The organism is Methyloceanibacter sp., from assembly GCF_050726195.1.
Taxonomy (GTDB): domain Bacteria; phylum Pseudomonadota; class Alphaproteobacteria; order Rhizobiales; family Methyloligellaceae; genus Methyloceanibacter.
Genome location: NZ_JBOHJC010000011.1, coordinates 1 through 25,320, shown reverse-complemented (window position 1 = coordinate 25,320; position 25,320 = coordinate 1). Strand labels below are relative to the sequence as shown.

The following is a 25,320-nucleotide window of genomic DNA, read 5'->3' as shown; positions in this document are numbered from 1 at the left end:
GGAGTTCTTCCATTGATGAAGGCGTGAAAAACTGCGAAAAATCCAAGCGCGCCTTCGTCTGGATTCGCGACACTCAGTGGCGTTACATTGTACGTCCTCAATCAGCACCGCAGGTAACGTAACTAAGATCGGTGACTATTTTGCGTTATGTCGGCAGTCACTTTCATTCACATCCGCAAGACCGGAGGCAGCGCAATCAAGTCCATGTTGCGCGGCGACAGCCGCTTCGCCCTGCACAGCCACGACATGACCCTGCCGCTCCTGTGGCGCGAGGCGCCCGACACCAAGGTGTTTTTCGTCGTCCGCGATCCAGTAGAGCGCTTCGTGTCCGGCTTCTATTCGCGGCTGCGTAAAGCTCCGCCCGCGAGGGACACGAACTGTCGGCCAGAAGAGGCCATGGCGTTCACCGCGTTTCCGACGGCGAACTCCTTGGCCGAAGCGCTGTCCTCAACGGACCGTTGGGAACGCATGGCGGCGGCGCTGGCGATGCATGCCATCAATCACGTCAAGCATCCACTCCACCTGTGGCTGCGCGCGTCGCCGTTCCTTGAGCGGCACAAAGGGAAAATTCTCTTTGTCGGGTGGACCAATGACCTGGACCGCGACCTTCCGGAGTTGCGCGACCGGCTCGATCTTGAGGACAGCGCTGCGCTCCCTTCTGACGATGAGTCCGCCCATCGTGGCCCAAAGGACGCGGAGCGATCGCTGTCAAACACAGCACGTAGAAATATCGCCGAATGGTACAAGGCCGACAGGGAGACATTGGACTGGTGTCTCAAGTGGCGAGCCGAGCAGGGACTGGCTTAGCTTTAAACTCTCGAGCCCACCAAGAATGTCGCGGCGGCGCAGGGCTATTCGCTGGAGAAGCTGGCGATCCCGGCAGGATTCGAACCTGCAACCCTCTGCTTAGAAGGCAGATGCTCTATCCCTTGAGCTACGGGATCACTCTTGCCGGCCACTATAACCCGAAACACGAGACTTCAGTGTGTCCAGCGGTCGGGCCGGCCGAACTTGAAGTTCTCGGCATAGGACTTCGGCCGGAGCTTGGTCGGCGCCGGCTCCTCGAGGCGGAAGGCGATGCCGTTCTCCGTAGCGAAGGCGATGGCCTCCTCCTTGGAGCCGAAACTGATGCGGACCTGCCGTCTCGTGTCGCCGGAGCTGGTCCAGCCCATGAGCGGTTCGATCACGCGCCGCTCGGCCGGCACATATTCGAGGACCCAGTCGCGCGAGGCGGCCTTGCCTTGCTGCATCACGTTCTGGGCGGGCTTGTAGATGCGTGCGGCCATGATCCTTCTCTTCCTTCGACCGGGAGGCGAATGGTCGGGGCAGCAAGATTCGAACTTGCGACCCCCTGCTCCCAAAGCAGGTGCGCTACCAGACTGCGCTATGCCCCGAAACAACTCGCCGGCGATGGCTGGGCAAACGGGCAGAACCGGAACAGCCATGCAAGACATACATAATTGTCCCGGCTGTGTCAGGCTAGTGCCAAGGGGTTAAGGCCGCGTCATTCCCTTAGGGGCAGCAGCGCCGGCCAGCCCCGGGTAGACCACGCGGTCGCCCCGTTTCAGCCCGATCTTTTCGGCCTGCCCGGCATTGAGCTCGAGAACGCCGACCACCTCGCCGCTCGAGGAGATTACTTCGGTGGAGAACGGCTCGGTGTTGGCCTCGATGCGGTGCACCCGCCCGCCCGCCGAAATGAAGATCATGTCGAGGGGGATGTACGTGTTCCGCATCCACATGGCGGCCGGCTGTGGACGGTCGTAGAGGAACAGCATGCCGCCTGTCTCGGGCAGCGAGCGGCGGAACATCAGGCCGAGCGCGCGCTCGCCATCGCTCGTTGCCACCTCCACCTCGAAACGATGCTCGCCGGTGTCAGTCTCAAGCACCACCGTGCCGGTGCCAGCGCCGAAGCTGCCTGCCCCCGACTCCAAGACCGTGAGTGCAAAAAGGCATGCGGCGGCGAGGCGTGCGAGCAAGTTTCCTTTGCTCAGTGAGAGGCAGGGCCGTTGCCGCCGTCGGGCTTGAGTTCCGCCGCCATCAGCCCCTTGGGGCCGCGGCCATAGCGCACAAGCACGGTTTGCCCCGGCCTGAGCTCGGTGAAGCCGCACCGCCGCAAGGTCTCCATGTGGACGAAGATGTCCAATGTCTGGGGACCGCGGGTCAGAAACCCAAAGCCGCGCAGCCGGTTGAACCACTTGACCATGGCCCGTTCCCAGTCGCTCCCGGGGATCACCATCACATGAGTGCGCTGCGGCAGCTGCGAGGGATGGATCGCCGTGGAGTCGTCCATCTCGAGAATCCGGAACGCCTGCAACCCCTTGGGCCGGCGCAGCACCTCGCATACCACACGCGCCCCTTCGTAGGCGGTCTGGTGGCCGTCGCGACGGAGACAGGTCACATGCAGGAGAACGTCGGGTAGGTCTTCGTCCGGAACAATGAACCCATAACCCTTTGACGCATCGAACCACTTGATCGACCCTGAAACCTCGAACACATCAACTGTGGCTTCCTCGTCGCGTTGGGTATGGCCTTCTACTTGTGGCGCGTCCTTCGCCCCCATTGCCGCATTCCCCCGCTTCACTTCCCGCAGCCGACACGACGCCTCACCAACGAATCGGCTGGAACACTCTCTTGCGAACATAGCATTGCCGCTTAAGGTGGCTACTAGAATTTTCCAGAGCGTCATCCATTCTCCACAGTCGCCGCCTGACTTCGTGACGCTTGCGCAAAGACGCGTGCAAGCGTCTGATCGGCAAGTGAATCTGTCGCAGTGCGCGCGGCACGGTGATCGCGCCGATGCGAAGGCAGAAATCTCGATGAAGCGCAGTCAAATATTTCTGCCAGCGAGTAAATTTTCATTCGGCGCATTTTGCCGGCAGCGCTGTGGACGCCGTGCAACAATCGTTGACGAATTTGCTTTTGTGAACGTGCCGGCCGGGGCGGGCGCGCCCTTGCCACGGCAGAGCCCTCCGCTTTAGGGTCGGCTCCGGCGTCGAGGCACCTACCCCAAGGAGACGACCCGATGAAGTATCTGCACACGATGGTGCGCGTTTCCGACATCGACCAGTCGCTTGATTTCTACTGCAATAAGCTCGGGCTGAAGGAAGTCCGGCGCATGGAAAGTGAGCAAGGCCGGTTCACGCTTATTTATTTGGCAGCGCCGGGCGACGAGGAGGAGAGCGTCGAGCTCACCTACAATTGGGATCCGGAGATCTATGGCGAAGGCCGCAATTTCGGCCACATCGCGTTCCAGGTCGACGACATCTATGCGACTTGCGACAGACTGATGAAGGGCGGCGTCACGATCAACCGCCCGCCGCGGGACGGCTACATGGCCTTCATCCGCTCCCCAGACAACATCTCGATCGAGCTGTTGCAGAAGGGCGGGCCGAAGCCGAAGCAGGAGCCTTGGGCGTCCATGCCGAATACCGGCAAGTGGTAGCAGGGCCTACAGATTGAGGTCGACATCGGAGTCGGAGAAACTAAGCGCCATCCTGTCGGCCGTAAGATGCGCGCCCGGACCGCGGGGCAGCCACATGAATTGCGGGGCACTCCCGGCGAGGCGCCGTCCGATTGCTGGGAAGCGTGGCGACAGGAAGCCGAGGGCCGCATAACAGGCGTCATGAGTTGGGATCGTGGTTGCCGCGAGGACGACGAAGGCCCTGAGGTCGCCGGCAAACGACACAGCCTTGGCGACGAGGGCGCGGGCAACGCCAGGATCATTCTCCGGCGCCACCAGATCGGTGATCATGGCGCCCTCCCGCTTACCGAGAATGCGGCTCGACCCCGGTGTCATGCGTCGCGCCGCGATATAGCCAACAGGCTTGCCGGATCGCGATGCCACACAGAACCAATACGATCGTGGACCGCAGACGCTGAGCCGCCACGCCCACTCATCGCGCCCGCGGCGCATGTGGGCGTACGGGCCGTGCTCCGTGACCGCTGCGATACGTTCGAGATCTGCACCAAGAGGCTCCGGCATCGCCGGCGCCTGCACCTCGTATTCGGCAAACGTGACATCCCTCTCGCGCCTCAAGAGCGCATGCACCATGCGCGCAGCGCGCGGCAACGGCAGGGCGTAGAGCGATGACGCGTAGGGACCGACCCAACCGAGACGCGACAGGTATCTGATTGCGTCATCGGACAGGGAGTAGGCGTACATGAGCCGGTCCGGCGCCTCGAAGTGACGCACCAGCCGGCGGCCAATCAGCCTTCCGCCGTGGTCCGGCGCGACGTACCAACTGCAAATGGCCACAGCAGGACAGCTGTTGCCCTCAATCATCCACGTGCTGGGCCGGCCGACGCAGAGTCCCGCTATTGTCCTCGTGCCCTGATGCAACGCGGCGACGGCTAGGGAAGGATCGGCGCGCCGCCACCAGGATTGAAGCATGCGCTCGGGGGAGGTCTCCGGCAAAACCGACGCGGCGAAAGCGAGCAGCTTGTCGTTGGAAACGGATTGCGCCGGCACGAGGGCATAGACCCCCGGCCGCTCGGCGTCGCGATCGCTCATGACGCCATTGCCGGGCTCGAGCGCTCCGTGGACTGGCTGTCGGCGTAGGCTCCCATGGTGAGTACGTCGATGTGGCCGCGTGCGGCCTCGTCCGCGGCACGCTCGAGGAACCAATCGAGGGTGTCGAGTTGCTCGTCGCGGCGATAGTAGAAATTCGACGGGTGGAACCAGACATGGAAGACGCCACCGTGGCTTCGGGCGCGGGCCAGGCCGCGTTCCAGCTTCGCCCGGGTCACGGTGGGAAGCACGAAGCGGCGGAGGCCGTTCCGCCCGATAAGCAACATGGAGCCAGGAACCTCGATCATCGCGCCCCGCCGCGCGGCATGCACCAGAGGCGGCGGAAACGGGAGGAGCTTGTCCGCCAGATTGGCCGCCTGGCCCAGGGGACGAACGGCTTTCCGCAACGTCGTCACTGGTCCCGCATCGGGCCCGCGGAAGACCCGTAGACCTGCCTTTTCGAGTTCGGGCAGGTGTCCGATCGTGTTGCGCGGGAACACCATCGAAACAAACGGCAGGTCGCTCCGCCGGTGGATGTTGCGCGCGAAGGCGAGATCCTCCCCGGCCGACGCGGCGTCGATCTCGTCGTAATAGACGTGGTGGCCGCCGTGGCTCCCGATTTCGTGTTGCGTCTTGGCGGCGAGAAGCCGCTCAACGATGTCCGGCGCATACCAGCAGCCTTTGGCCCCGGGACGCGCCTCGGAACTCTTTTCATCAAGGAGCGCGGCGACCATGGCCCAAGTGGCGCGGATGGCATGGCGATCGAAGAGTTCGATCAAGGCGGCACAGATGGGCCGTTCGGCGTCCTCGGCCAGCCGGAGTCGCTCGGGCGTGAGCTCGTCCCAAACGCCCCAGGCAAGTTCCAGGTCGACGGAGATGGTCAGCTTGCCCTTCATCCCCAACCCTCGGATCGCCCAACACAGGATGCGCGGGAGAGACCACAGGAGACAAGGCAGCCAGCGCATCTTGGGCTCCCACGTGGAGCCTAGCACGGGCGAGCCGATGGCGCCCCCTAGGGGGATCGAACCCCTGTTTTCAGGTTGAAAACCTGACGTCCTGACCATTAGACGAAGGGGGCGGCGCCGGAGCTTGGTGATATAGAAAGCCGTTCGCCGTCAAGCAAGAACGATGGGCGCGTCGTCGCTGCCGCGCGGGTCGACGGCATCCTCGATCATCAATTCCACGCTCTCGCGACCCTGCCAGACTGACCGGCGCAGATGTCCGGCCACGTGCAGCGGCGTGCCCTCGCCGCTAGCGACGAGGTCGCCGAGCGGCGTGCCGGCAACGCGGAAGGCGCAAGCCTCGACGCGGGCTCCGTCGGGCGCGAGCAGGCTGCAGCGAATATGGGCCTGCCCGATCCCGCGGATGCGCATCGGACGATGTGACGGGAAGACGAAGCGCGGTTGCGGATAACCTGGCCCATAAGGTCCGGCGCGATCGAGCAGGTCGATCAACTCCAACGTCGCCCCGCGCGCAGAAAGAGCGCCGTCGATGGCAAGCTCGCGGTTCGCTGAGGCCAGCGCCACCGGCCGCGCCAGGCGGCTTTGCAGGAACGCCAACGCAGAGTCGCATGTCGCGCGGTCGAGCGTGAAGCCCGCCGCCATGGCATGGCCGCCACCTTTGAGAAAGACTCCCTCCTCTACCGCGGCCCGTACAACCGCGCCGAGATCGACGTTCGGCAGCGAGCGGGCCGATCCCGTCGCCGTGCCGTCCGGCTCGAAGGCCATGACGAAGGCCGGCAGATGAAAGCGCTCGACGATGCGGCCAGCCACCAGTCCGATGAGACCTTTGTGCCAGTCTTCGGCGCCGAGGAAGATCAGGGGCTGGTCTGGGGACGCCGCGACCCACGCCTCGGCGCGGGCGAAGGCCTCCTCCAACATGCGTTCCTCGATTGCCTTGCGCTCGGCATTGAGCGCTTCGAGCTTGGCGGCGATGGACCGCGCCTCGACGTCGTCGTCGCAGGCAAGGAGCCGGGCGCCGAGCTGCGACGCACCGATCCGCCCGCCGGCATTGATGCGCGGGCCCAAGATGAAGCCGAGGCCGTAAGGTGTCGGCGCCTCGTCGAGGCGGGCCGCGTCGGCAAGCGCGCGCAAGCCCGCATTATGCCTGAGCCGCAGCACTTTGAGCCCTTTGGCTACGAAGGCCCGGTTGGCATCGTGAAGCGGCACCACATCGCAGACCGTGGCGAGCGCCACGAGGTCGAGCAGGCCGAGGAGATCGGGCTCCGCTCCGCCCTGGTAGACGCCCTCCCGCCGCAGCACCTTCGTGGTCGCGACCAGGAACAAGAACACGACGCCGGCCGCCGCGAGGTGGCCTTGACCGGAGAGGTCGTCCTGCCGGTTCGGATTGATGACGGCGAAGGCCGGTGGCAGCGCCTCGCCGGCCTGGTGATGGTCGATGACGATGACTTCGGCACCGGTCGCATTGGCGGCAGCGACGGCCGCGTGGGAGGTCGTGCCGCAATCGACTGTGAGGATGAGGCGGGCCCCCTCCTCCACAAGGCCGGCCAGAGCCTCTGGCGTCGGTCCATAGCCCTCTGTGAGGCGGTCGGGGATGTAGGTCATGCATGGTCGGCCATGGGCGCGCAGGAACCGCTCGATGAGCGCAACGCAAGACGCTCCGTCCACGTCGTAATCGCCGAACACGGCGATCGCCTCGTCTGATCGGATCGCGCGCGCGAAGCGCTCTGCCGCACGCTCCATGTCGTGCAGCCGGGCGGGGTCGGGCAGCAGGGTGCGCAGCGAGGGGTCGAGATACCGATCCACCGTGTGGGGCTCAGCACCGCGGGCGGCGAGCACCCGGCCTAGCAACTCCGGCAGCCCGTAGGCTTGGGAGACGGCGGTGGCGACATGCGCGCGGCAAGGGTCGAGCCGCTCGACCCAACGGCGTCCGCGCACCGAGCGTTCCACGCCAAGCAGCGCCGCAGCGCCGTCGGCCGTTTGATATTTCAGGGCGGCTGTCACGCAGACCCACTCACGCCAATCGATCTCCTCAAGATCGGCGAGTGTAGGCTGATTCGGTCCCACGTCCGCTTAGTCGAACTTGCCGATGTCGGTGTGTTCGGTCCTGATCCAGCGCACCGTGCGGGTCGACGCGCGCATCACCACGCTATGGGTGAACACTGCATCCTTGCCGAGCCGCACGCCTTCGAGCAGCGAGCCGTCGGTAATCCCGGTGGCCGCGAAGCTGAGGTCGCCCCTGATCATGTCCTGCATGGCATATTTTCGGGTGAAATCGGAAATGCCGGCGGCCGTTGCCCGGGAGCGAAGCTCGTCATTGGTGGCGACGAGCCGGCCCTGCATCTGACCGCCGATACACGCAAGTGCCGCGGCGGCGAGCACGCCCTCAGGCGCACCGCCGATGCCCATGTAGATGTCGATCCCGGTCTCCAACGGTTCGGTGACGTGGATCACGCCGGCGATGTCGCCGTCGCCGATCAGCCGAAGCGCCGCGCCCGCTGCGCGCACCGCGTCGATCAGCTTGCTGTGGCGAGGCCTGTCCAAGATGCACACGGTGAGCTCGCTCACGGGAACGCCCTTCGCGCCGGCGAGCGCTTTGAGATTTTCGGCCGGCGATGCGTCGAGGTCGACGAGCCCGTCCGGATAGCCCGGCCCGATGGCGAGCTTGTCCATATAGATGGCAGGCACTTTGAGAAGGCTGCCGCGCGCCGCGAGGGCGAGCACCGACAGCGCATTGGGAAGGGCCTTGGCGCAGAGCGTGGTGCCCTCGATGGGATCGACCGCGAGATCGACCGCGAGCCCGTCAGCCGACCCGGCGCCGATCGTCTCACCGATATAAAGGGCCGGCGTCTCGTTCTCCTCGCCCTCGCCCACGACGACGACGCCTTGGATGGGCAGGCGTGCCAACTCGCGATACATGGCGGCAGCGGCGGCCTGGTCGGCGGCAGCTTCGTCGCCACGGCCCCGCCAGCGGGAGGCCGCTACGGCAGTAGCCTCGGTAACGCGGACGATATCGAGCGCAAGCGCGCGGTCGAGCTCGGTCTTGGCCTGAGCCTCTGACACGTCCGTTCCTCCCTAGCTCCCGCGCGGGTTAGCCCCGCGTCGACTGTTACACACTCCCTATCACAGCTTTTCGATGCGGATCATCTGCGGCTTCGCATCGACATGCCCGTCGCGTTCGATGGCGGCCAAGGCCCTTCGCACGGCGTCCTCCGTGGTCTGATGCGTGATCATGACCACGGCGGCAGGTGAACCCTTGTGCGAGCGATCGAGACCGGGCAGTTCGACGCGCGGGCGCCGCTGCACGATACTCTCGATGGAAATGCCCTGCTCGGCCATGCGCGAGGCGATGGCGGCAAACGCGCCAGTACGGTCGTAGACCGACAGTCTGATGTAGTAGCCGCCTTCATGAGCGCGCATCTCCGCCTGCTTGTAGGGCTTGAGACTGGAGGCCTTGGCGCCGAACGGCGGCAGGATGTGACCTCGGCCGATGTCGATCAGGTCGCTTGTCACGGCCGACGCGGTGGCGGGACCGCCGGCGCCGCGTCCCACCAGCACCACCTCGCCAACGAAGTCGCCGTCGATGGCGACCGAGTTGAGCACGCCGTCGACCTCGGCGATCGAAGTGTGCTTCGGCACCATGGCCGGGTGAACGCGCTGTTCGATGCCGCTGTCGGTACGCAGCGCAACGCCGAGCAGCTTGATGCGATAGCCGAGATCGTCGGCCGCCTCGATATCGGCCGGCGTGATGGCCTCGATGCCTTCAATATAGACAGAGTCGAAGCTCACCTCGGTGCCGAATGCGAGGCTCGTGAGCAACGCGAGCTTGTGGGCGGTGTCGAAGCCGCCGATGTCGAAGGTGGGGTCGGCCTCGGCATAGCCTTGCGCCTGCGCCTCCTTCAGCACCTCGGCGAAGCTCTGCCCGTCGCGCTCCATGCGGGTGAGGATGTAGTTGCAGGTCCCGTTCAGGATGCCGTAGACGCGCGAGATGTCGTTGCCCTGGAGGCTTTCGCGGATGGCCTTGACCACGGGTATGCCGCCTGCCACCGCCGCCTCGAAATTCAGCGCGACACCGCTTTTTTCGGCGAGCTTGGCCAGGCTCGTGCCGTGATGGGCAAGGAGCGCCTTGTTGGCCGTGACGACGTGCTTGCCGGCCCGGAGCGCCGCTTCGACCGAAGCCTTGGCCACGCCGCCTTCGCCACCCATCAGTTCGACGAAGACGTCGATCTCCGGGTCGTTGGCGAGCGCCACCGGGTCTTGCACGCGCCGGAAGGCAGAGATGTCGATGCTCTTGTTGCGGCGATCCTCAAGCGTCGATACCGCGACGACCTGGATCGGCCGCCCCGCCAGCGCTGCAAGCGCATCGCCGCGCGCGGCGAGAAGTTGCAGAAGGCCGCCGCCGACAGTGCCTACACCGGCCAGTCCAACCTTCAACGCATTTGCCATGGGAGAAATCAGAACGTCCGACTGGCCTTGGTGGCAATGGGAATGACGTTATGCAGTGAATTTGCCGATTCGGAGAGAAATTTCCGAATATTGCGCGCGGCCTGGCGAATCCGTTGCTCGTTCTCCACGAGCGCGATGCGCACATAGCCTTCGCCGTACTCGCCGAAGCCGACGCCCGGCGACACCGCAACCGAGGCCTTCTCCAGAAGCAGCTTCGAGAATTCGAGCGAGCCGAGATGGGCGAACATTTCGGGGATCGGCGCCCAGGCGAACATGGTCGCGGGCGGCGACGGAATCGGCCAGCCGGCGCGGGCGAGCGCATCGACCAGGCAGTCGCGGCGGCGGCGATAGATGCCTCTGATCTCGTCGATGCAACCTTGCGGGCCGTTGAGGGCGGCCGTGGCGGCCACCTGGACCGGCGTGAAGGCCCCGTAATCCAGATAGGACTTCACGCGGACGAGCGCCTGGATCAGCCGCTCGTTGCCGACGGCGAAGCCCATGCGCCAGCCGGGCATGGCGTAGGTCTTGGACAAAGTGGTGAACTCGACGGCGATGTCCATCGCGCCCGGGATTTCGAGGATCGACGGCGGCGGCTCGCCTTCGAAATAGATCTCGGCGTAGGCGAGGTCCGACAGCACGATGAGCTCGTGCTTCTGGGCAAAGGCGACCACCTCCCGGTAGAAGTCGCGGTTGGCGACAACGGCGGTGGGATTTGCGGGATAATTGAGAACGAGGGCCGAAGGTTTGGGCACGGAATGCCGCACGGCCTTGTCGAGCGACACCATGAATTGCGAGTCGGTGCGCGCCGGCAGATGCCGGATCACGCCGCCGGACATGATGAAGCCGAACTCGTGGATCGGATAGGTCGGGTTGGGCACGAGGATGACATCGCCCGGCGCGGTGATGGCCTGCGCCACGTTGGCGAAGCCCTCCTTGGAGCCGAGAGTGGCGACAACCTGGGTTTCGGGGTTGAGCTTTACGCCGAAGCGCCGCGCATAGTAGGCGGCTTGCGCGCGGCGCAGGCCGCCGATCCCCTTGGACGAAGAATAACGGTTGGTCCGCGGGTCGCGCACCGTCTCGACGAGCTTGGCGACGATATGCTCCGGCGTCGGCATGTCCGGATTGCCCATGCCGAAATCGATGATGTCGTCGCCGCGCGCACGCGCTTCAGCCTTGAGCCGGTTGACCTGCTCGAAGACATACGGCGGCAGCCGCTTGATTCTATGAAAGTCGCTGTGCACGGACGGTATCCCCACCCGAACGGGTCCCCTCCCGGGGGAGTCCGCTGTTGAACCATAAAAAGGGGCTTCGCGGCAAGCATAACGCACGCCGAGACTTAACGGTTCGCGTTGATTCTAGTTGGTTTTTGGACCGCCGTCGCCCTGGTCGAGCTGCTCCTGCTGGCGCTTCTTGTCCTTTTGAAGCTCGTTGATGGCGGCCTTCTTCTCGGACTCCGTCAAGGTGCTGTCGCGCACGAGGTCGGTAAACCGCTTGAGCGGCCGTCCGTCAGTGACGGTATCGGCGCAGCCGCCGAGCCAAAGAGCAGACAGCATCACCACGATGCAATAAGACGGTCGCAAAAACATTGGTAAGATGTTGGCTCTGGTGGACTTTACCCTGGCGATGGGCATCGCCTGACGCTTATATTGCATAGCACAATGGACCGTTGCGCGAAAGCAGTCGCGGAGGATTGGTCTCTCCGCAAGCTGGCAAGAGCATGGTCAAGTGGGGGTCAAATAAGGACATATCGATGCAGGAGCGGACGAAACACGCAGAGGAGACCGACGCAGGCACATGCCAAACCACTCAGGTCGACGCTTTGGCGCGGAACATGGTCCGCCTGTTCGATCAGGGCGCGAAGGTCTTCTCCACCTTGGCCGAGCGCACCAGCAACAACGGCAACGGCCCTTACAGCATGACGGCGGAGGTCGGCGAAGCGGCGAAGTCGCTTGGCGAGGTCGCGCGGGTGTGGTTCGCGGAGCCGGGCAAGCTCGCAGCGGCGCAAGGCGAGCTCTTCAAGAGCTACGCCGATCTGTGGGGACGCTCCGTCCGCCGGTTCCTCGGCGAGGAGGTCGAGCCCGTCGTCGAGCCTGAGCCGGGCGACAACCGGTTCAAGGACCCCGACTGGTCCAGCAGCCAGTTCTTCGACTTCTGGAAACAGGCTTATCTGATCACCTCGCGCTGGGCGGAGGATGTCACTCGCAACACCGAAGGGGTCGACGAGAAGACGCGCAAGAAAGCGCTGTTCTATCTGGATCAGATGCTGGCGGCGCTGTCGCCGTCGAACTACCCGCTCACCAACCCGGAAGTCGTGCGCGCCACGCTCGCCACCAACGCCGAGAACCTGGTGCAGGGCATGGCGCAACTCGCCCACGATCTCGAGCAGTCGAAGGACCTCCTGCGCGTCAGCCAGACCGACCTCGGCGCCTTCGAGGTCGGCCGGGATCTCGCCATCACACCCGGCAAGGTCGTGTTCCAGAACGAGCTCATCCAGCTCATCCAATATGCGCCGGCCACGGAACAGGTTTATGAGCGGCCGCTCATCATCGTGCCGCCTTGGATCAACAAGTACTACATCCTCGATCTCGTGCCGGAGAAGTCGCTGGTCAAATGGGCGGTGGACCAGGGTTTCACCGTGTTCATGATCTCGTGGGTGAATCCCGGCGCCAAGCTCGCGCAGAAGACCTTCGAGGACTACATGCACCAGGGCGTTCTCGCCGCGGTCGAGGCGGTGAACCGCCAGCTCGGACTACATCACGTCAACGTGCTAGGCTATTGCGTCGGGGGCACCCTGCTTGCGGCGACGCTCGCCTACCTGGCGGCCAAGGGCGATGACCGCATCGCTTCGGCGACCTTCCTCACGGCGCAGGTCGATTTCAGCGAGGCGGGCGACTTGCTCGTGTTCATCGACGACACGCAGCTCAAGGCGCTGGAAGAGATGATGGCCGAGCAGGGCTATCTCGATGGCTCTCGCATGGCGGCGGTGTTCAACATGCTCCGCCCGCGCGACCTGATCTGGCCCTATGTCGTTAACAACTATCTCCTCGGCAAGAAGCCGTTCCCGTTCGACCTCTTGTTTTGGAACGCCGACTCGACGCGGCTGCCGGCGGCCAACCACGCCTTTTATTTGCGCGAGTTCTATCATGAGAACCGCCTCAGCAAGGGTGAGATGGAACTCGGCGGCATCAAGCTCAACCTTTCCAACGTGAAGATCCCGATCTACGAGCTGTTCACGCGCGAAGACCACATTGCTCCGGCCAAGTCCGTGTACCACGGCAGCAAGCTGTTCGGCGGCCCGCTGCGCCACGTCATGGCGGGGTCTGGTCATATCGCCGGGGTGGTCAACCCGCCGGCCAAGAAGAAGTACCAGCATTGGACCGGCGGCGCGCCGGCGGCGACACTTGAAGAGTGGATCGCCTCGGCGACCGAAGCGCCGGGCTCGTGGTGGCCAGACTGGACTTCATGGCTCGCCGAGCGCTCTGGCGAAAAGGTCCCCGCCCGCGATCCTTCAGCCGGGCCGCTCAAGCCAATCGAAGATGCGCCGGGCGCCTACGTGAAGATGCGCAACTAGCACCAGCAGCGATCACCCGTCACGCTTGTAAAGCGCAAGTCCCTCCCCATAGGGCAAGGGATGAAATAAACGTGCGAACATGTGATTGGTCCGGCCGGCGGGGCCCTGCAAGACTCGGGGCATGACGAAGTCTGCTCTATGCTTCGGTCTTGCCCTGCTTGGCGCCCTCGCCTGCTCGCCTGCGTACGGGCAATCGGAATTCTTAAGCGAGCGCTTTCCCTACGACGCGTTCGATCGCCTGAAGACCACGCCGATCCACGCTGGCGGCAGCACGCTCAATGTCGGCTTTGCACCCGGCGCTTCCGCCCTGCCGCGCAGCGCCATCCTGGCCTGGCTCGAGACCTCGGCTAAGGCGGTCTCGGTCTATTTCGGCAAGTTCCCCGTCGCCTCGGCGCGAATTCTCATCGTCCCCGTCCCCGACGCCGGCGTGCCGGCCGCCACCACCTTCGGCTATCGCGGCGCCGCCATCCGTTTCGTGGTCGGCAGCGATGTGACGAAGACCCAGCTCGCCGACGATTGGAAGGGCGTGCACGAGATGACCCATCTCGCACTTCCCTACGTGGACGAGACCCATCTGTGGTTGGCCGAAGGCGTTGCCGTCTATGTTGAGCCGGTCGCACGCGTTCAGGCAGGCGACCTCACAGCCGAGCGCATCTGGGGCGATATGGTGCGGGACATGAAGCAAGGCCTGCCGCAGAAGGGCGACCGCGGACTCGACTTCACGCCGACGTGGGGACGCACCTATTGGGGCGGCGCCATGTTCTACTTCTTGGCCGACATCGAGATCCGCAAAGCGACCGGCAACAGAGCCGGCCTCCAGCAGGCGTTGCGCGGCATCCTCGCCGCGGGCGGCGATCATGAGCAGCATTGGCCGATCGAGCGCGTCCTTAGCACGGCCGACGAGGCAACCGGCACCACGGTCCTCTCCGATCTCTACGCCAAGATGGGCGATAAGCCTTATGCGCCGGACCTTGACGCGCTGTGGCGCGACCTGGGAATTTCAGTGCGCGCTGGCAAGGTCACCTTTGACGACAGCGCGCCGCTCGCACCTATCCGCCGTGCCATCACCGCCGCCCCGTCGCCCGGTTAGCCTTGGCCCGGATGAGCGTGGCGATGGATATTGGAACCCCCAATGGGCCCCCGATGGCGTCTACGGGAATAACGGCAGTTGCTCGAGTGCGGTGGTCTCGTCGAGGCCGTGCATCAGGTTGAAGTTCTGGAGTGCCTGGCCCGCAGAGCCCTTGACCAGATTGTCGATGGCCGAGACGACGATGGCGCGGCCGGGGAGGCGATCGGCGAACACGCCGATATGGCAATAGTTCGAGCCGCGTACATGCTGGGTTGCGGGGATGACGCCCTCCTCCACCACACGCACGAACGGGCTCGCCGCGTAGGCTTCGTTAAGCGCCTTGCGGAGAGCGGCGGCGTCCGCCTTGCCGGCGAGCCGCACATAGGATGTGCACAGCTCCCCGCGTGACATCGGCGCTAGATGGGGCGTGAAATTGACGGTCACGGTCGCGCCGGCGGCGAGACTGAGTTCCTGTTCGATCTCCGGGACATGCCGGTGATTGCCGATGCCGTAGGGCGACAGACCCTCGCCCGCTTCCGAGAACAGGATGTTCTGCTTCAGGGTACGGCCCGCGCCGGACACGCCGGACTTGGCATCGATGATGAGGTCCTCGCCGGCAATCAGCTTCGTCTTGAGGAGCGGCAGGAGCGCGAGCAGCACGGCGGTGGGGTAGCAGCCAGGACAGGCGACAAGCCGAGCGGTCTTGATTTCATCGCGATAATGCTCGGTGAGCCCGTAGATCGCCCCTTTCAGAAGTTCCGGGGCGCTGTGCGCGCCGCCATACCATTCGGAGTAAGTGCCGGAGTCGCGCAGGCGGAAGTCGGCGGACATGTCGATCACTTTCACCCGCTCAGGGAGCTTTCTGATCTCGGTGTGCGCCGTGCCGTGGGGCAAGCCGCAGAACGCCACGTCGATTTTATTCCAATCCACCTCGTCGGAGGTGACGAGGTCAGGAAGATCGAGGCTGACGAGATGCGGGAAGACCTGGGCGAGCGCCTGGCCGGCGTGGCCTTTGGCGATCAGCGCCGTGATGGCGATGTTCGGGTGTCTCGCGGCGAGCCGGATCAGGTCGGCGCCGGTATAGCCGGAGGCGCCGAGCACTGCGGCCCGGATCGGGGGTTTGCTGGCCATGATTGAACCTGTGACGGGTTCCGCTCGAAGCGGGCTTAACCGAATTCGACGCTTTGCGGAAGAAGAAGCCGCAGCCGAGCACGTGACGTGGATCGACCGTGGTTCTCAGAGAAGCGCAGTGGTTAGCGCTTGGAGAACTGGAAGCTTCGTCGGGCCTTGGCCTTGCCGTACTTCTTGCGCTCGACCGTGCGCGCGTCGCGGGTCAGGAACCCGGCCTTCTTCAACACGCTGCGAAGCTCCGGCTCGAAACGGGTCAGGGCTTTGGAGATGCCGTGACGCACGGCGCCGGCCTGGCCGGACAGCCCGCCGCCGGACACGGTGCAGACGACGTCCAACTGGCCTTCGCGCTTGGCGGTGACGAGCGGCTGCTTCAAGATCATCTGCAACACGGGGCGCGCAAAATAGGCAACGTGGTCCTTGCCATTCACCGTGATCTTGCCAGGGCCCTGCTTGACCCATACGCGGGCAACCGCGTCCTTCCGCTTGCCGGTGGCATAGGCGCGGCCCTGCGCGTCGACCTTCTTCTCGTAGACGCGCTCAGGCGCGGGCGCCTCGCCCCTGAGCTGAGACAGGTCTTCCAAGGTCGTCGTCTCGCTCATGGCTCTTAAGCGCTCCTTGCATTCTTGGGATTGAGGGCGGCGACGTCGAGCTTCACGGGGTTCTGCGCCTCGTGGGGATGCTCGGGTCCCGCATAGACCTTAAGGTTCTTGAGCTGCTTCCGCCCAAGAGGACCGCGGGGCAGCATGCGCTCGACCGCCTTTTGCAGCACCCGCTCGGGATGCTTGCCGTCGAGGATCTTGGCTGCCGAGCGTTCCTTGATGCCGCCCGGATAGCCGGTGTGCCAGTGATAGACCTTGTCGGCACGCTTGTTGCCCGTCAGCACGATGCTGCCTGCGTTGACGACGACGATGTTGTCGCCATCATCCATGTGCGGGGTGAACGAGGGCTTGTGCTTGCCCCGAAGCCTGGTCGCGATCAGAGCCGCGAGCCGGCCGACCACGAGGCCGTCGGCATCGATGAGAATCCAGGACTTTTCGATGTCCTTGGGCGTGGCGGAGAAAGTCTTCATGGTGCGCGTATTCACTTCGGGGCTCGAAAGATCGGCGCTTCTAACGACTCGCCCCTGGGAGGTCAAGCGAAATGACATTTTCCATACAAATCCGTGTCTTATCTATGTGGTATCCGAATACCGGCATAGACGGAGTGGAAATCGCGTGCGCCGCGCGCGTTTTGATGTAAGCCGTCCGCAACGTTGGAACGTATGGACTCAAGCCAAATGGCAAGCATGGCCGCCCGAGAGGCGCAAGCGACCGAGATCCTTTTATCTGAGGATCAAGGACCGGTCAGGGTTCTCACCCTCAACCGGCCGGAGGCGCGCAACAGCCTCTCTGAAGATCTGATGGCGGCGCTGCACGACGCGGTCGACGCGGCGGGCCGCACCGGCACCGTGCGCGCCATCGTGCTTACCGGCGCAGGGTCCGCCTTCTCGTCGGGCCATGACCTGAAGGAGATGACGGCGCACCGTAACGATGCCGACCGGGGCCGCGCGTTCTTCGCCAAGACCATGACCGCCTGCTCGGACATGATGCTTGCCATCGTGCGCTGCCCGAAACCCGTGATTGCCGCGGTGAACGGCATCGCCACGGCGGCCGGCTGCCAGCTCGTGGCGAGTTGCGATCTTGCCGTGGCCAGTGTCGATGCGCGCTTCGCGACGCCCGGCGTGAATATCGGCCTCTTCTGCTCCACGCCCATGGTGGCGCTCAGCCGCAACGTCGCGCGCAAGGACGCCATGGAGATGCTCTTGCTCGGCGAGATGGTGAGCGCGCCCGAGGCGAAGTCGCTTGGGCTCGTGAACCGCGTGTTCGAGGCCGACCGGGTGGTGAACGAGGCGGTGGAGCTCGGCCGCAAGATCGCAGCGAAGCCAGTTCGCACACTCAAGATCGGCAAGGAGGCGTTCTACAAGCAGCTCGACATGTCGCTGGAGGACGCCTACCGCTACGCATCCGAGGTCATGGTGGAGAACATGCTCGACGACGAGGCCAAGGAAGGCATCGGCGCCTTCCTCGACAAGCGTCCGCCAAACTGGCCGCGCTGACTTGCGCGCACGCCTTCCCTTCCCCACCTGCTCACCCGATGAATCACAACTCCTATAGCGACGCCTATATCCGGGACATTCTCGTGGGCCACCGCACCATCGCCATGGTCGGCGCGAGCCCGAACGAGTCACGGCCGAGCTATTTCGCCATGAAATATCTCCTGGCGAAGGGCTTCGAGGTCATTCCCGTCAATCCGGGGCATGCCGGTAAGATGCTGCTCGGCCAGAAGGTCTATGGCACGCTAGGAGACATCGGCAGGCCGGTCGACATCGTCGATATTTTTCGCGGCTCGGACGCGGCGCTCTGGATTACCTGCGAAGCGATCAAGATCGGTGCCAAGGTGGTGTGGATGCAGCTTGGCGTGCGCAACGACGAGGCGGCGAGGCTTGCCGAGTCCGCGGGCATCAAAGTGGTGATGAACCGCTGTCCCAAGATCGAATACGGCCGGCTCTCTGGCGAGCTCGGCTGGGCCGGGGTCAATTCGCGTATGTTGTCGAGCCGTCGTCCGATGCTCGGCCCTAAGGGCGTGCAGCACCGGACCCTCAAACCTGCGGCGACATGATGCGGACTCTACTACCGATTGCCGCGGTCCTTGCTCTCTTATGTGCCAGCGGCGCCGGGGCAACCGAGTCGGATTTTCAAACTCCCGAAACCAAGATCGTTCTCGTCTTGCAAGCCGCCGTGCGCGCCGACGATAAGGATTGGTTCGTTGCGCATCTGCACTTTCCAGTGCGCTACTTTGGGAAGACGAAGCGCACGATCCGCTCAAAGGCTTGGTTCTTGCGCCACTACGACACCATCATCGGACCTGAGCTCAAGGCCTCGATCCTCGCGCAAGGTCCTGACGACTACCTCAAGAACTATCAAGGCCTGATGGTCGGAGACGGCGGCCGCAACATTTGGTTCGCAGACTTCGGTGGCGGCGACGGCATCAAGTACGAGATCATCACGATAAACAACACCGACTAGGAGCCCCTCGATCAATGACCGAAGAGCGAAAGCCCGGCTTCAACACGCTTGCCATCCATGCCGGCGCGCAGCCCGATCCAGCCACCGGCGCACGGGCGACGCCGATCTACCAGACCACTTCTTATGTATTCGACGACGTGGACCATGCGGCGGCGCTGTTCAATCTCGAGACCTTCGGCAACATCTACACGCGCATCATGAACCCACGCAGGCGGTGCTGGAGGAGCGCCTGGCCGCGCTCGAAGGCGGCACGGCGGGGCTCGCCGTCGCCTCGGGGCACGCGGCTCAGGCCATCGTGTTCCACACGCTGCTGGAGCCAGGTGACGAATTCATATCCGCCCGCCAGCTTTATGGCGGGTCTATCAATCAGTTCGGCCAAGCGTTCGCCAAATGCGGGTGGACGGTGCGCTGGGCCGACACCACCGACGCGGAATCGTTCCGCGCGGCGCTCACGCCCAAGACCAAAGCGATCTTCATCGAGTCGATCGCCAATCCCGGCGGGATCATCACCGACATCGCAGCGATCTCCGCCGTCGCCAAGGAGGCCGGCGTGCCGCTCATCGTCGATAATACGCTGGCAACGCCTTACCTCATCCGGCCCATCGAGCATGGCGCCGACATCATCGTCCATTCGCTGACGAAGTTCCTCGGCGGCCACGGCAACTCGATCGGCGGCGCGATCGTCGATTGCGGTACGTTCGATTGGCTGAAGAGCGGGCGATACCCGTCGCTGTCGGGCCCCTGCCCCAGCTATCACGGCATCACCCTGGCCGAGACGTTCGGCAATTTTGCCTTCGCCATCGCCTGCCGCGTGCTCGGCTTGCGTGATCTTGGGCCGGCGATCTCGCCGTTCAACGCGTTCCTCATTCTCACCGGCATCGAGACCTTGCCGCTGCGCATGCAGCGCCATTGCGACAACGCGCTCCAGGTCGCGACCTGGCTCTTGGGCCACGACAAAGTTGCCTGGGTGAACTACGCCGGGTTACCGAACAATCCCTATCACCGGCTGGCCAAGCGCTACTGCCCAGACGGCGCCGGCGCCGTGTTCACCTTCGGGCTGAAGGGCGGCTACGACGCCGGCATCGCGCTCGTGATGAACGTCAAGCTGTTCAGCCATCTCGCCAATATCGGCGACACGCGGAGCCTGATCATCCATCCTGCGTCGACCACACATCGCCAACTCTCCGACGAGCAGCGGGAGCGTGCCGGCGCAGGCGCCGACGTGGTGCGGCTGTCGATCGGGCTGGAGAATGTCGACGATATCATCGCCGACCTCGATCAGGCGCTTGAGGCGGTCTGAGACCTGATCGCGGGCTCCGCTTGGTGGCGCGCAAGCCAGAAATGGTAGAGGGCGGCGACGAAGACGAAAACGGCGCCGGCCTGGTGCGCAAGCCCGAGCTCGATCGGCACGGCGAGCAGCAAGGTCCATACGCCGAGCACGGCTTGCAGCAGCGCCAGCACGGCAAGACTTATCGCAGTGCCGAGAAGCGGCTGGCCCTCGCCCCTCAAGGCGAGCCAGAGGGCTTGCGCGATCGTCGCGACCACGACGACGTAGCCAAGCATGCGATGCTGGAACTGCACGGTAAGAGGGTTCTCGAACAGGTTGAGATACCAAGGCGATGCCTCGCCAAGTCCGGTCGGGATGAAGGCGCCGTCGATGAGCGGCCAGGTGTTGAAGCCCATGCCGGCGTCGAGCCCTGCCACCAATGCGCCCGCCAGAAGCTGCACGAAGATCAGACCGAGCACCACGCCCGCAGTCCAGACGATGCCGGGAGACGCCGTGCGTCGCTGCTGCGCGCTCCCGCCAAGCCCGAACAGGAGCCACAGCGTGTAGCCGAGGATCACGACGGCGATGCTGAAATGCACCATGAGCCGGTATTGGCTGACGGACAGGCGGTCGGCAAGGCCGCTCATCACCATGTACCAGCCGATGGCGCCTTGCAGGCCCCCGAGCAGGAACAGACCGATCAGTCTCGGCATCAAGGCGCGCGGGATATAGCCGGCGAGCCAAAACACGACGAAGGGCACGAGGAAGGCAAGACCGATCAGGCGGCCGAGAAAGCGGTGCGTCCACTCCCACCAATAGATGGTCTTGAACTCCTCGAGGCTCATGCCGCGATTGATCTCGGTGTACTGCGGAATTTTCTTGTAGGCTGCGAAGGCCTCTTGCCAGTCGGTTTCCGACATTGGCGGGATCGCGCCCATCACCGGCTTCCATTCGGTGATCGAGAGACCGGACTCGGTGAGCCGGGTGGCCCCGCCAACCAGGATCATGGCAATGACGAGCAGCGCGATCGAGCCGAGCCAGATGCGCAGCGCCCGGACATGTCGCGCCGGCGACTTGGGCGCGCGGGCTTTTGTCAGGCTCGGGGCGGCAACCGAGGTCATGAAGGGGTTGATAGCCGTCTACCGGCTCAGACTCAATCGGGAGCGCCCTGCCCCAGTGCCGCAGCGCCTCTCCCAAGGGTGGCCATGATGCGCGCACGAACCCGTAAGCTGATCGGCACCGTGGCGCTGATCATCTTCCTCGGCGTCTATGCGTGGGTTGCCGCGGTCATCGGCGCGGGCCGGATCAGCCTGGCGCCCGCCTGGGCGCAGTTCGCCTACTTTCTGGCGGCTGGACTGCTATGGGTTTTGCCGGCCGGCCTTCTCATCCGCTGGATGCAGCGGGCAGATTGAGCCTCAGGCCGCGTTGACCTGCTGGAAGCGGTTCCACAACGCAAACGGTGCGCCGGAGAGATAGAGCGCCGTATAGGTCAGCGACTGGTAGTCACCGTTCAGGGAAACCCGCGGCAGGGCCGTCAGATGCTGTCGGTGGTCGGGGAATAGCATCCCCTTGCGCGTAGTCACGGCCGTCTTGAAGCCGGCTTCGGCGGCGAGCGCGAAGTCTCTGGGCCCAGCGCTTCCCGGATCGCCGTAGGGAAAGGCGAAATGGACCGGGCGCTTGCCAAGCTCAGCCTCGATGCGGTCGGCGCTGCCGGCCATCTCGTCCATCGCCTGCCGCTCAGGGAGCTTGGCGATCGCGTAGTGGCCCTCGGTATGAGCGCCGATAGTGACCAGCGGATCGTCGGTCATGGTCCTGATCTCGTCCCAGTTCATCACCTGCTCGCGGCATTCGGCGCTCAAGTCGACGCCATAGGCTTCGGCGAGCGCGCGGACCACGCGGCGCTGGCTCTCCTCGTCGATGGAGCGCAGCCACCAATAGACCTCTTCGAATGTGCGGTCCTTGTCGGCGACGGTAACAGTCGGGAGCCGCCAGGTTTCGACATCGCGGCGCAGGGCGATCTCGTCGTCTGCGCGGGCAATGATCTCCTCCAGCGCCTGCCACCACAGCTCGCCATGCCCGTCCGGGTAGTCGGTCGGCACGTAGAGGGTGAAGGGCAGCCCGCGCCGCTTGAACAGCGGATAGGCGTATTGGAGGTTGTCACGATAACCGTCGTCGAACGTGAAGCAGACGAAGCGCTTCGCATCGCTGCCGCCGAGCCGGTCGACGGCCTCGTCGAGGGTGATCACGTCGAGGCCGGCCTCCGTCACCTGATCGAGCACGGTATCGAGGAACTCCGGCGTCACCTCCAGAATGCGGTTCGGGGCGAAGGGGTTCGGCATGCGGGGTTCGGGCCGCACATGATGCAAAGTAAAGATCACGCCCACTCCTTGGGTGTAGGGCGCAAGCAGGCGGTGGGCGCCTGTATGGTAGAGTCCGGCCATCGCCGCCTTCATCATGGCAGTCTTTACCTTAGCCACGCCGCCCTCCCTTATCGCCGACCATCAACCATTAACCTCGCTCTGCCATGGTCTTAGAGCCGGGCGCGAGTGTGACGGCGGTTCCTTGCAAAACGATTGCCGGAATGGATGGGGCGGAAGAAACGTGCAAAGCGCTGCCTAGGGTGACATTTGACACATGAGCTCCACCACCTTGTATCGTCCCGAGACTGAGATCGCGCGGCGCAAGCCGGCGCGCAGCGGTCCCGCCGCCGTGAGCACGAGCCTTGGCACAATTTCTCTCCGCCTTGTCTCCGACTTGCCGAGCCTCAAAGGTCTCTGGGAGGCCATGCAATCGACGGCGCCGTGCACGGCGGCGCAGGCCTATGACTGGGCGCACGCCTGGGCCGGGGATGTGCTCGCGCCGCAAGGCCGCGAGGCCGCAATCATCGTGGGCTACGGCGCAAGCGGTGCACCGCTGTTCCTGTGGCCGTTCGAGCAGTCATCCGAATTGGGACTTCCGATACTGAAATGGCTCGGTCAAGACCACGCCAACTACAATATGGGTCTGTTCACGCCGGAGGCTGCACAGGGCCTCGCAAGCGCAGACATGTCCGGTCTCCTCAAGGAAGCTGCACGCCAAGCCGGCGCCGCCGCGGCGATTCTCATTGCGCAGCCCTTCATCTGGGACGGCATCGCCAATCCCTTCGCCAAACTCAGGCATCAACTGTCGCCCAATCGAGGCTACGCCGTGAAGCTCGATAACTTCGCGGAGCTTTATGAAAGGCGGTTCAGCAAACGGTCGCGCGGCACATTGGATCGAAAAGAGCGCAGGCTCCGCGAGATGGGGACTTTGCGTTTCGGCTGGTCCGAGACGCAGGACGAGACGCGCGCCTTGCTCGATGTCTTCTTCGCACAGAAGGCAAAGCAGTTTGCTGTCATGGGCGTGCATGACGTGTTCGACGCGCCTGCGCGCGCGTTCTACCGCGACGTCGCGCTCCTTGAGAGGAACAACCCAAGCCGCCTACGTCTGGGATACTTGAAACTTGACGAGGCGGTGCTCGCCACGTTCAGCGGGACCGTGTGTCATGACCGCATGATCGTTGCCCTGTCCTCTCTGGCCGAAGGCGACGTGCAACGGCAATCGCCTGGTGCGCTTTTGTTGCGTCATCAGATCGAGGAGGCCTCGGCGCAAGGGCTCGCCTTCTACGATCTCGGCGTGGGTCAGGCGCACCACAAGGATGAGTGGTGCGACGTGGTCCAGGACCTATTCGACAGTTTTATCGCCTTCAAGCCCCAAGGCCTCGTGGGGGCGCTACCTCTGGCCGCGGCGGCGCGGCTCAAGCGGACCATCAAGTCGAACCGCCATCTTTGGTCGTTCGCCCAGCAGGTCCGTAAGAGCCTGCTTGGGCGGGGAGAAGAGGCCGGTCCGTCAAACCGCGGCGCTGCGGCCGAATAGGCGGAGCCGGCGTGGCGTGCCCCCTCCCTCGTAGACCAGAACCGGGCAGCCGAGCGCCCGAAACGTCGACATAGCCCCGTTGGCGTCGGCTACTCCCTCGCCTTCGGCAAGGACGGCAACCATCACGGGCAGTTCGAATTTGAGGGCCGGCGTCAGCGCCTGCACTGTAGCGACGTCGGCATGGAGCACGACGCACCCATAGGCTTGGGTGAGCGCCTCGAATACGCGCATGAACCGGTCCGGCTGGTGCCCCTCGTCGCGCACCGCGGGGTGGCCCGCTGTGATCACTTGCAGCGGCGTGTCGTCGTCGATGCGAATGACCTCGGCGAAGGTCGCGCGGCCCGCTACCAGATCGGTGAAGCCCGGCGCACGCGGCATGCCGAGCGGCCCCGACACGGCCGAGGCGCCCCGCGCGAGATCGACGAGCACAACCTGTTCTTTGCGGGCGACAAGGGCGCGGGCGAGGCTGATGGCGACTTGCGTCGCGTCCGCCTTCGATGAGACGCCGGCAACCAGGAGCGCGCGCGGAAGGCCGCCGGTGACCGAAGCGAGCACCTGGTTCAGCAGCGCATCGAGCGACCGCATCACCGGCCTCGCCTTGCCGTTGCCGATTTTCGGCGCGGATGGAAACTCGGCGTCGTCATGGTCGTCGGACCCGGCAGAGGCGATTCGCTGGGTGAGATAGTGGCGAAGGTCGTTGGGGCTGAGTGCGGACATGTCTGCACCTTTCGGCGTGGGTTGGCTGCCTTCCGCGGCGGTACCCTTTTCTTCGGCGGTGCGGCGGAAACGGTCGAGGAATTTGGGGACCGAGCGTGGCTTGATCGGCGCATCGGCCGAAGCCTCGTCGTCGCTTTGGGCGAACTCCTGCCGCAGACGGTCGAGGAGCCCTGTGGCCGCAGGCTTCGGTGGCGCCGCTTGAGCCGGCGGTGTCTCAGGCCCCACTTTCGGTGATGGGGCCGGCGCTTCCGGCACGGCGCTTGAAGATTGCGGTTCGGGGTCGTCTCGCGTGCTGAGCCAGCTCGGCTTTGACGGTGCCTTCTTCACCTGCCACGGGGGCGTCACAGCGGCGGCGGACGGCGCGGCGCTCGGCACAGGCGCCGGTTGCGGTTCGGGACTCCTGGCAGGTTCGGCCGCCGGCGGAGACGCCTCGATCACGACTGGAAGGGTCCGCGCGGCAGGCCGCGATGCGGGCGGAGGCGGCGCAGGTTTTTGTGGCGGCGGCGATGCGGTCTTGGCCCGGACGGGCTCCCGTAGAACGCTCCGGCTTGGCTCCTCATGGCGCCGCCGCATGCGGGGTTCGGATTGGGGGACGTGGCGTGTGGCGGGGTACGGGGCGGCGATGAGGGTGCGGGCGAGGACGTATGCGACGGCGAGGAGCGCCGTTGCGGCCATGACGAGGAGGCTCAAGGGT

24 protein-coding genes, 3 tRNA genes and 2 pseudogenes are annotated in these 25,320 nt (G+C 64.6%); 10 read left to right on the top strand and 19 right to left on the bottom strand.

The window, feature by feature from the left end; all coding sequences use genetic code 11:
• Positions 1-147 precede the first annotated feature (147 nt).
• On the top strand, positions 148-807 hold the full coding sequence (locus tag ACRECX_RS09275; protein ID WP_431558550.1) for a sulfotransferase family 2 domain-containing protein: 660 nt from the start codon (positions 148-150) through the stop codon (positions 805-807).
• A 61-nt stretch (positions 808-868) separates the two neighbouring features.
• On the opposite strand, the gene ACRECX_RS09270 is transcribed toward ACRECX_RS09275, so the two are convergent.
• The 5 genes from ACRECX_RS09270 to ACRECX_RS09250 form a co-directional block, all read right to left on the bottom strand.
• Positions 869-944 (bottom strand) — tRNA-Arg (locus ACRECX_RS09270).
• Between the two features lie 36 nt (positions 945-980).
• Positions 981-1,286: an ETC complex I subunit gene (locus tag ACRECX_RS09265; protein WP_431558549.1), complete on the bottom strand. Its 306-nt coding sequence runs from the start codon at positions 1,284-1,286 to the stop codon at positions 981-983.
• A 31-nt stretch (positions 1,287-1,317) separates the two neighbouring features.
• Positions 1,318-1,394 (bottom strand) — tRNA-Pro (locus ACRECX_RS09260).
• Between the two features lie 99 nt (positions 1,395-1,493).
• The gene (locus tag ACRECX_RS09255; protein WP_431558548.1) at positions 1,494-1,976 is read right to left on the bottom strand and encodes a DUF192 domain-containing protein; all 483 of its coding nucleotides are present in this window, start codon (positions 1,974-1,976) and stop codon (positions 1,494-1,496) included.
• A gap of 11 nt (positions 1,977-1,987) precedes the next feature.
• A complete protein-coding gene (locus ACRECX_RS09250; protein ID WP_431558547.1) occupies positions 1,988-2,560 on the bottom strand; it encodes a cold-shock protein in 573 nt (190 codons plus the stop codon).
• A 462-nt stretch (positions 2,561-3,022) separates the two neighbouring features.
• On the opposite strand from ACRECX_RS09250, the gene ACRECX_RS09245 reads away from it, so the two are divergent.
• Positions 3,023-3,442, top strand: a complete 420-nt coding sequence (locus tag ACRECX_RS09245; RefSeq protein ID WP_431558546.1) for a VOC family protein — start codon at positions 3,023-3,025, stop codon at positions 3,440-3,442.
• Between the two features lie 6 nt (positions 3,443-3,448).
• Here the strand turns inward: ACRECX_RS09245 and ACRECX_RS09240 are convergent, their stop codons facing one another.
• The 8 genes from ACRECX_RS09240 to ACRECX_RS09205 all read right to left on the bottom strand — a co-directional run bounded on the left by ACRECX_RS09240 (position 3,449) and on the right by ACRECX_RS09205 (position 11,498).
• Entirely contained in the window at positions 3,449-4,510 is a 1,062-nt protein-coding gene (locus ACRECX_RS09240) for a GNAT family N-acetyltransferase (protein WP_431558545.1), read from the bottom strand.
• Complete coding sequence (locus ACRECX_RS09235) at positions 4,507-5,403, bottom strand: hypothetical protein (protein WP_431558544.1); 897 nt, start codon at positions 5,401-5,403, stop codon at positions 4,507-4,509. Before ACRECX_RS09235 ends, ACRECX_RS09240 begins: the two co-directional genes overlap by 4 nt.
• A 107-nt stretch (positions 5,404-5,510) precedes the next feature.
• A tRNA-Glu gene (locus tag ACRECX_RS09230) sits at positions 5,511-5,585 on the bottom strand.
• 37 nt (positions 5,586-5,622) lie between these two features.
• Positions 5,623-7,533 carry a single-stranded-DNA-specific exonuclease RecJ gene (gene recJ / locus ACRECX_RS09225; RefSeq protein ID WP_431558543.1) on the bottom strand — a complete coding sequence of 637 codons (1,911 nt, stop codon included), beginning with the start codon at positions 7,531-7,533 and terminating at the stop codon, positions 5,623-5,625.
• Positions 7,534-7,539: 6 nt separating this feature from the next.
• Entirely contained in the window at positions 7,540-8,529 is a 990-nt protein-coding gene (glpX, locus tag ACRECX_RS09220) for a class II fructose-bisphosphatase (protein WP_431558542.1), read from the bottom strand.
• A gap of 60 nt (positions 8,530-8,589) precedes the next feature.
• Positions 8,590-9,912: a homoserine dehydrogenase gene (locus ACRECX_RS09215; protein WP_431558541.1), complete on the bottom strand. Its 1,323-nt coding sequence runs from the start codon at positions 9,910-9,912 to the stop codon at positions 8,590-8,592.
• Positions 9,913-9,920: 8 nt separating this feature from the next.
• Positions 9,921-11,153: an LL-diaminopimelate aminotransferase gene (locus tag ACRECX_RS09210; RefSeq protein WP_431558540.1), complete on the bottom strand. Its 1,233-nt coding sequence runs from the start codon at positions 11,151-11,153 to the stop codon at positions 9,921-9,923.
• 114 nt (positions 11,154-11,267) lie between these two features.
• Complete coding sequence (locus ACRECX_RS09205) at positions 11,268-11,498, bottom strand: hypothetical protein (RefSeq protein WP_431558539.1); 231 nt, start codon at positions 11,496-11,498, stop codon at positions 11,268-11,270.
• Positions 11,499-11,662: 164 nt separating this feature from the next.
• Between ACRECX_RS09205 and ACRECX_RS09200 the strand changes: the two genes are divergently transcribed.
• Together ACRECX_RS09200 and ACRECX_RS09195 are read left to right on the top strand one after the other, a co-directional pair.
• Complete coding sequence (locus tag ACRECX_RS09200) at positions 11,663-13,483, top strand: PHA/PHB synthase family protein (protein ID WP_431558538.1); 1,821 nt, start codon at positions 11,663-11,665, stop codon at positions 13,481-13,483.
• A 121-nt stretch (positions 13,484-13,604) separates the two neighbouring features.
• The gene (locus ACRECX_RS09195; protein ID WP_431558537.1) at positions 13,605-14,573 is read left to right on the top strand and encodes a hypothetical protein; all 969 of its coding nucleotides are present in this window, start codon (positions 13,605-13,607) and stop codon (positions 14,571-14,573) included.
• A 60-nt stretch (positions 14,574-14,633) separates the two neighbouring features.
• Here the strand turns inward: ACRECX_RS09195 and argC are convergent, their stop codons facing one another.
• The 3 genes from argC to rplM all read right to left on the bottom strand — a co-directional run bounded on the left by argC (position 14,634) and on the right by rplM (position 16,752).
• Positions 14,634-15,683 carry an N-acetyl-gamma-glutamyl-phosphate reductase gene (gene argC, locus ACRECX_RS09190; RefSeq protein ID WP_431558536.1) on the bottom strand — a complete coding sequence of 350 codons (1,050 nt, stop codon included), beginning with the start codon at positions 15,681-15,683 and terminating at the stop codon, positions 14,634-14,636.
• Positions 15,684-15,805: 122 nt separating this feature from the next.
• Positions 15,806-16,282 carry a 30S ribosomal protein S9 gene (gene rpsI, locus ACRECX_RS09185; RefSeq protein ID WP_431558535.1) on the bottom strand — a complete coding sequence of 159 codons (477 nt, stop codon included), beginning with the start codon at positions 16,280-16,282 and terminating at the stop codon, positions 15,806-15,808.
• Positions 16,283-16,287: 5 nt separating this feature from the next.
• Positions 16,288-16,752 carry a 50S ribosomal protein L13 gene (gene rplM / locus ACRECX_RS09180; protein ID WP_431558534.1) on the bottom strand — a complete coding sequence of 155 codons (465 nt, stop codon included), beginning with the start codon at positions 16,750-16,752 and terminating at the stop codon, positions 16,288-16,290.
• A 207-nt stretch (positions 16,753-16,959) separates the two neighbouring features.
• On the opposite strand from rplM, the gene ACRECX_RS09175 reads away from it, so the two are divergent.
• From ACRECX_RS09175 to ACRECX_RS09160, 4 genes and pseudogenes are all read left to right on the top strand, one after another.
• Complete coding sequence (locus tag ACRECX_RS09175; protein ID WP_431558533.1) at positions 16,960-17,778, top strand: enoyl-CoA hydratase; 819 nt, start codon at positions 16,960-16,962, stop codon at positions 17,776-17,778.
• Positions 17,779-17,816: 38 nt separating this feature from the next.
• Complete coding sequence (locus tag ACRECX_RS09170; protein WP_431558532.1) at positions 17,817-18,341, top strand: CoA-binding protein; 525 nt, start codon at positions 17,817-17,819, stop codon at positions 18,339-18,341.
• Positions 18,338-18,748, top strand: a complete 411-nt coding sequence (locus ACRECX_RS09165) for a hypothetical protein (RefSeq protein ID WP_431558531.1) — start codon at positions 18,338-18,340, stop codon at positions 18,746-18,748. The genes ACRECX_RS09170 and ACRECX_RS09165 overlap by 4 nt, the downstream gene beginning before the upstream one ends.
• A 14-nt stretch (positions 18,749-18,762) precedes the next feature.
• Positions 18,763-20,048: pseudogene (locus ACRECX_RS09160) on the top strand (O-acetylhomoserine aminocarboxypropyltransferase).
• Here the strand turns inward: ACRECX_RS09160 and ACRECX_RS09155 are convergent.
• Positions 20,027-21,136, bottom strand: coding sequence for a COX15/CtaA family protein (locus ACRECX_RS09155; protein ID WP_431558530.1), 1,110 nt, complete (start codon positions 21,134-21,136; stop codon positions 20,027-20,029). The pseudogene ACRECX_RS09160 and the gene ACRECX_RS09155 overlap by 22 nt on opposite strands.
• An 84-nt stretch (positions 21,137-21,220) precedes the next feature.
• Here ACRECX_RS09155 and ACRECX_RS09150 point away from each other — a divergent pair, with 84 nt between their 5' ends.
• Entirely contained in the window at positions 21,221-21,427 is a 207-nt protein-coding gene (locus ACRECX_RS09150) for a DUF2842 domain-containing protein (RefSeq protein ID WP_431558529.1), read from the top strand.
• A gap of 3 nt (positions 21,428-21,430) precedes the next feature.
• On the opposite strand, the gene ACRECX_RS09145 is transcribed toward ACRECX_RS09150, so the two are convergent.
• Entirely contained in the window at positions 21,431-22,492 is a 1,062-nt protein-coding gene (locus ACRECX_RS09145; RefSeq protein ID WP_431558528.1) for a polysaccharide deacetylase family protein, read from the bottom strand.
• Positions 22,493-22,649: 157 nt separating this feature from the next.
• On the opposite strand from ACRECX_RS09145, the gene ACRECX_RS09140 reads away from it, so the two are divergent.
• Positions 22,650-23,909 carry a GNAT family N-acetyltransferase gene (locus tag ACRECX_RS09140; RefSeq protein ID WP_431558527.1) on the top strand — a complete coding sequence of 420 codons (1,260 nt, stop codon included), beginning with the start codon at positions 22,650-22,652 and terminating at the stop codon, positions 23,907-23,909.
• On the opposite strand, the pseudogene ACRECX_RS09135 reads toward ACRECX_RS09140, so the two are convergent.
• Positions 23,883-25,320: pseudogene (locus ACRECX_RS09135) on the bottom strand (hypothetical protein); the annotation flags it as partial. The gene ACRECX_RS09140 and the pseudogene ACRECX_RS09135 overlap by 27 nt on opposite strands.

Excerpts from the sequence above, each read along its gene's own strand:
- ACRECX_RS09275 (WP_431558550.1), top strand. The coding sequence starts at position 148 with ATGTCGGCAGTCACTTTCATTCACATCCGCAAGACCGGAGGCAGCGCA.
- ACRECX_RS09265 (WP_431558549.1), bottom strand. The coding sequence starts at position 1,286 with ATGGCCGCACGCATCTACAAGCCCGCCCAGAACGTGATGCAGCAAGGC.
- ACRECX_RS09250 (WP_431558547.1), bottom strand. The coding sequence starts at position 2,560 with ATGGGGGCGAAGGACGCGCCACAAGTAGAAGGCCATACCCAACGCGAC.
- ACRECX_RS09245 (WP_431558546.1), top strand. The coding sequence starts at position 3,023 with ATGAAGTATCTGCACACGATGGTGCGCGTTTCCGACATCGACCAGTCG.
- ACRECX_RS09240 (WP_431558545.1), bottom strand. The coding sequence starts at position 4,510 with ATGAGCGATCGCGACGCCGAGCGGCCGGGGGTCTATGCCCTCGTGCCG.
- ACRECX_RS09235 (WP_431558544.1), bottom strand. The coding sequence starts at position 5,403 with ATGAAGGGCAAGCTGACCATCTCCGTCGACCTGGAACTTGCCTGGGGC.
- ACRECX_RS09215 (WP_431558541.1), bottom strand. The coding sequence starts at position 9,912 with ATGGCAAATGCGTTGAAGGTTGGACTGGCCGGTGTAGGCACTGTCGGC.
- ACRECX_RS09205 (WP_431558539.1), bottom strand. The coding sequence starts at position 11,498 with ATGTTTTTGCGACCGTCTTATTGCATCGTGGTGATGCTGTCTGCTCTT.
- ACRECX_RS09200 (WP_431558538.1), top strand. The coding sequence starts at position 11,663 with ATGCAGGAGCGGACGAAACACGCAGAGGAGACCGACGCAGGCACATGC.
- ACRECX_RS09195 (WP_431558537.1), top strand. The coding sequence starts at position 13,605 with ATGACGAAGTCTGCTCTATGCTTCGGTCTTGCCCTGCTTGGCGCCCTC.
- argC (WP_431558536.1), bottom strand. The coding sequence starts at position 15,683 with ATGGCCAGCAAACCCCCGATCCGGGCCGCAGTGCTCGGCGCCTCCGGC.
- rpsI (WP_431558535.1), bottom strand. The coding sequence starts at position 16,282 with ATGAGCGAGACGACGACCTTGGAAGACCTGTCTCAGCTCAGGGGCGAG.
- rplM (WP_431558534.1), bottom strand. The coding sequence starts at position 16,752 with ATGAAGACTTTCTCCGCCACGCCCAAGGACATCGAAAAGTCCTGGATT.
- ACRECX_RS09175 (WP_431558533.1), top strand. The coding sequence starts at position 16,960 with ATGGCAAGCATGGCCGCCCGAGAGGCGCAAGCGACCGAGATCCTTTTA.
- ACRECX_RS09170 (WP_431558532.1), top strand. The coding sequence starts at position 17,817 with ATGAATCACAACTCCTATAGCGACGCCTATATCCGGGACATTCTCGTG.
- ACRECX_RS09165 (WP_431558531.1), top strand. The coding sequence starts at position 18,338 with ATGATGCGGACTCTACTACCGATTGCCGCGGTCCTTGCTCTCTTATGT.
- ACRECX_RS09155 (WP_431558530.1), bottom strand. The coding sequence starts at position 21,136 with ATGACCTCGGTTGCCGCCCCGAGCCTGACAAAAGCCCGCGCGCCCAAG.
- ACRECX_RS09150 (WP_431558529.1), top strand. The coding sequence starts at position 21,221 with ATGATGCGCGCACGAACCCGTAAGCTGATCGGCACCGTGGCGCTGATC.
- ACRECX_RS09140 (WP_431558527.1), top strand. The coding sequence starts at position 22,650 with ATGAGCTCCACCACCTTGTATCGTCCCGAGACTGAGATCGCGCGGCGC.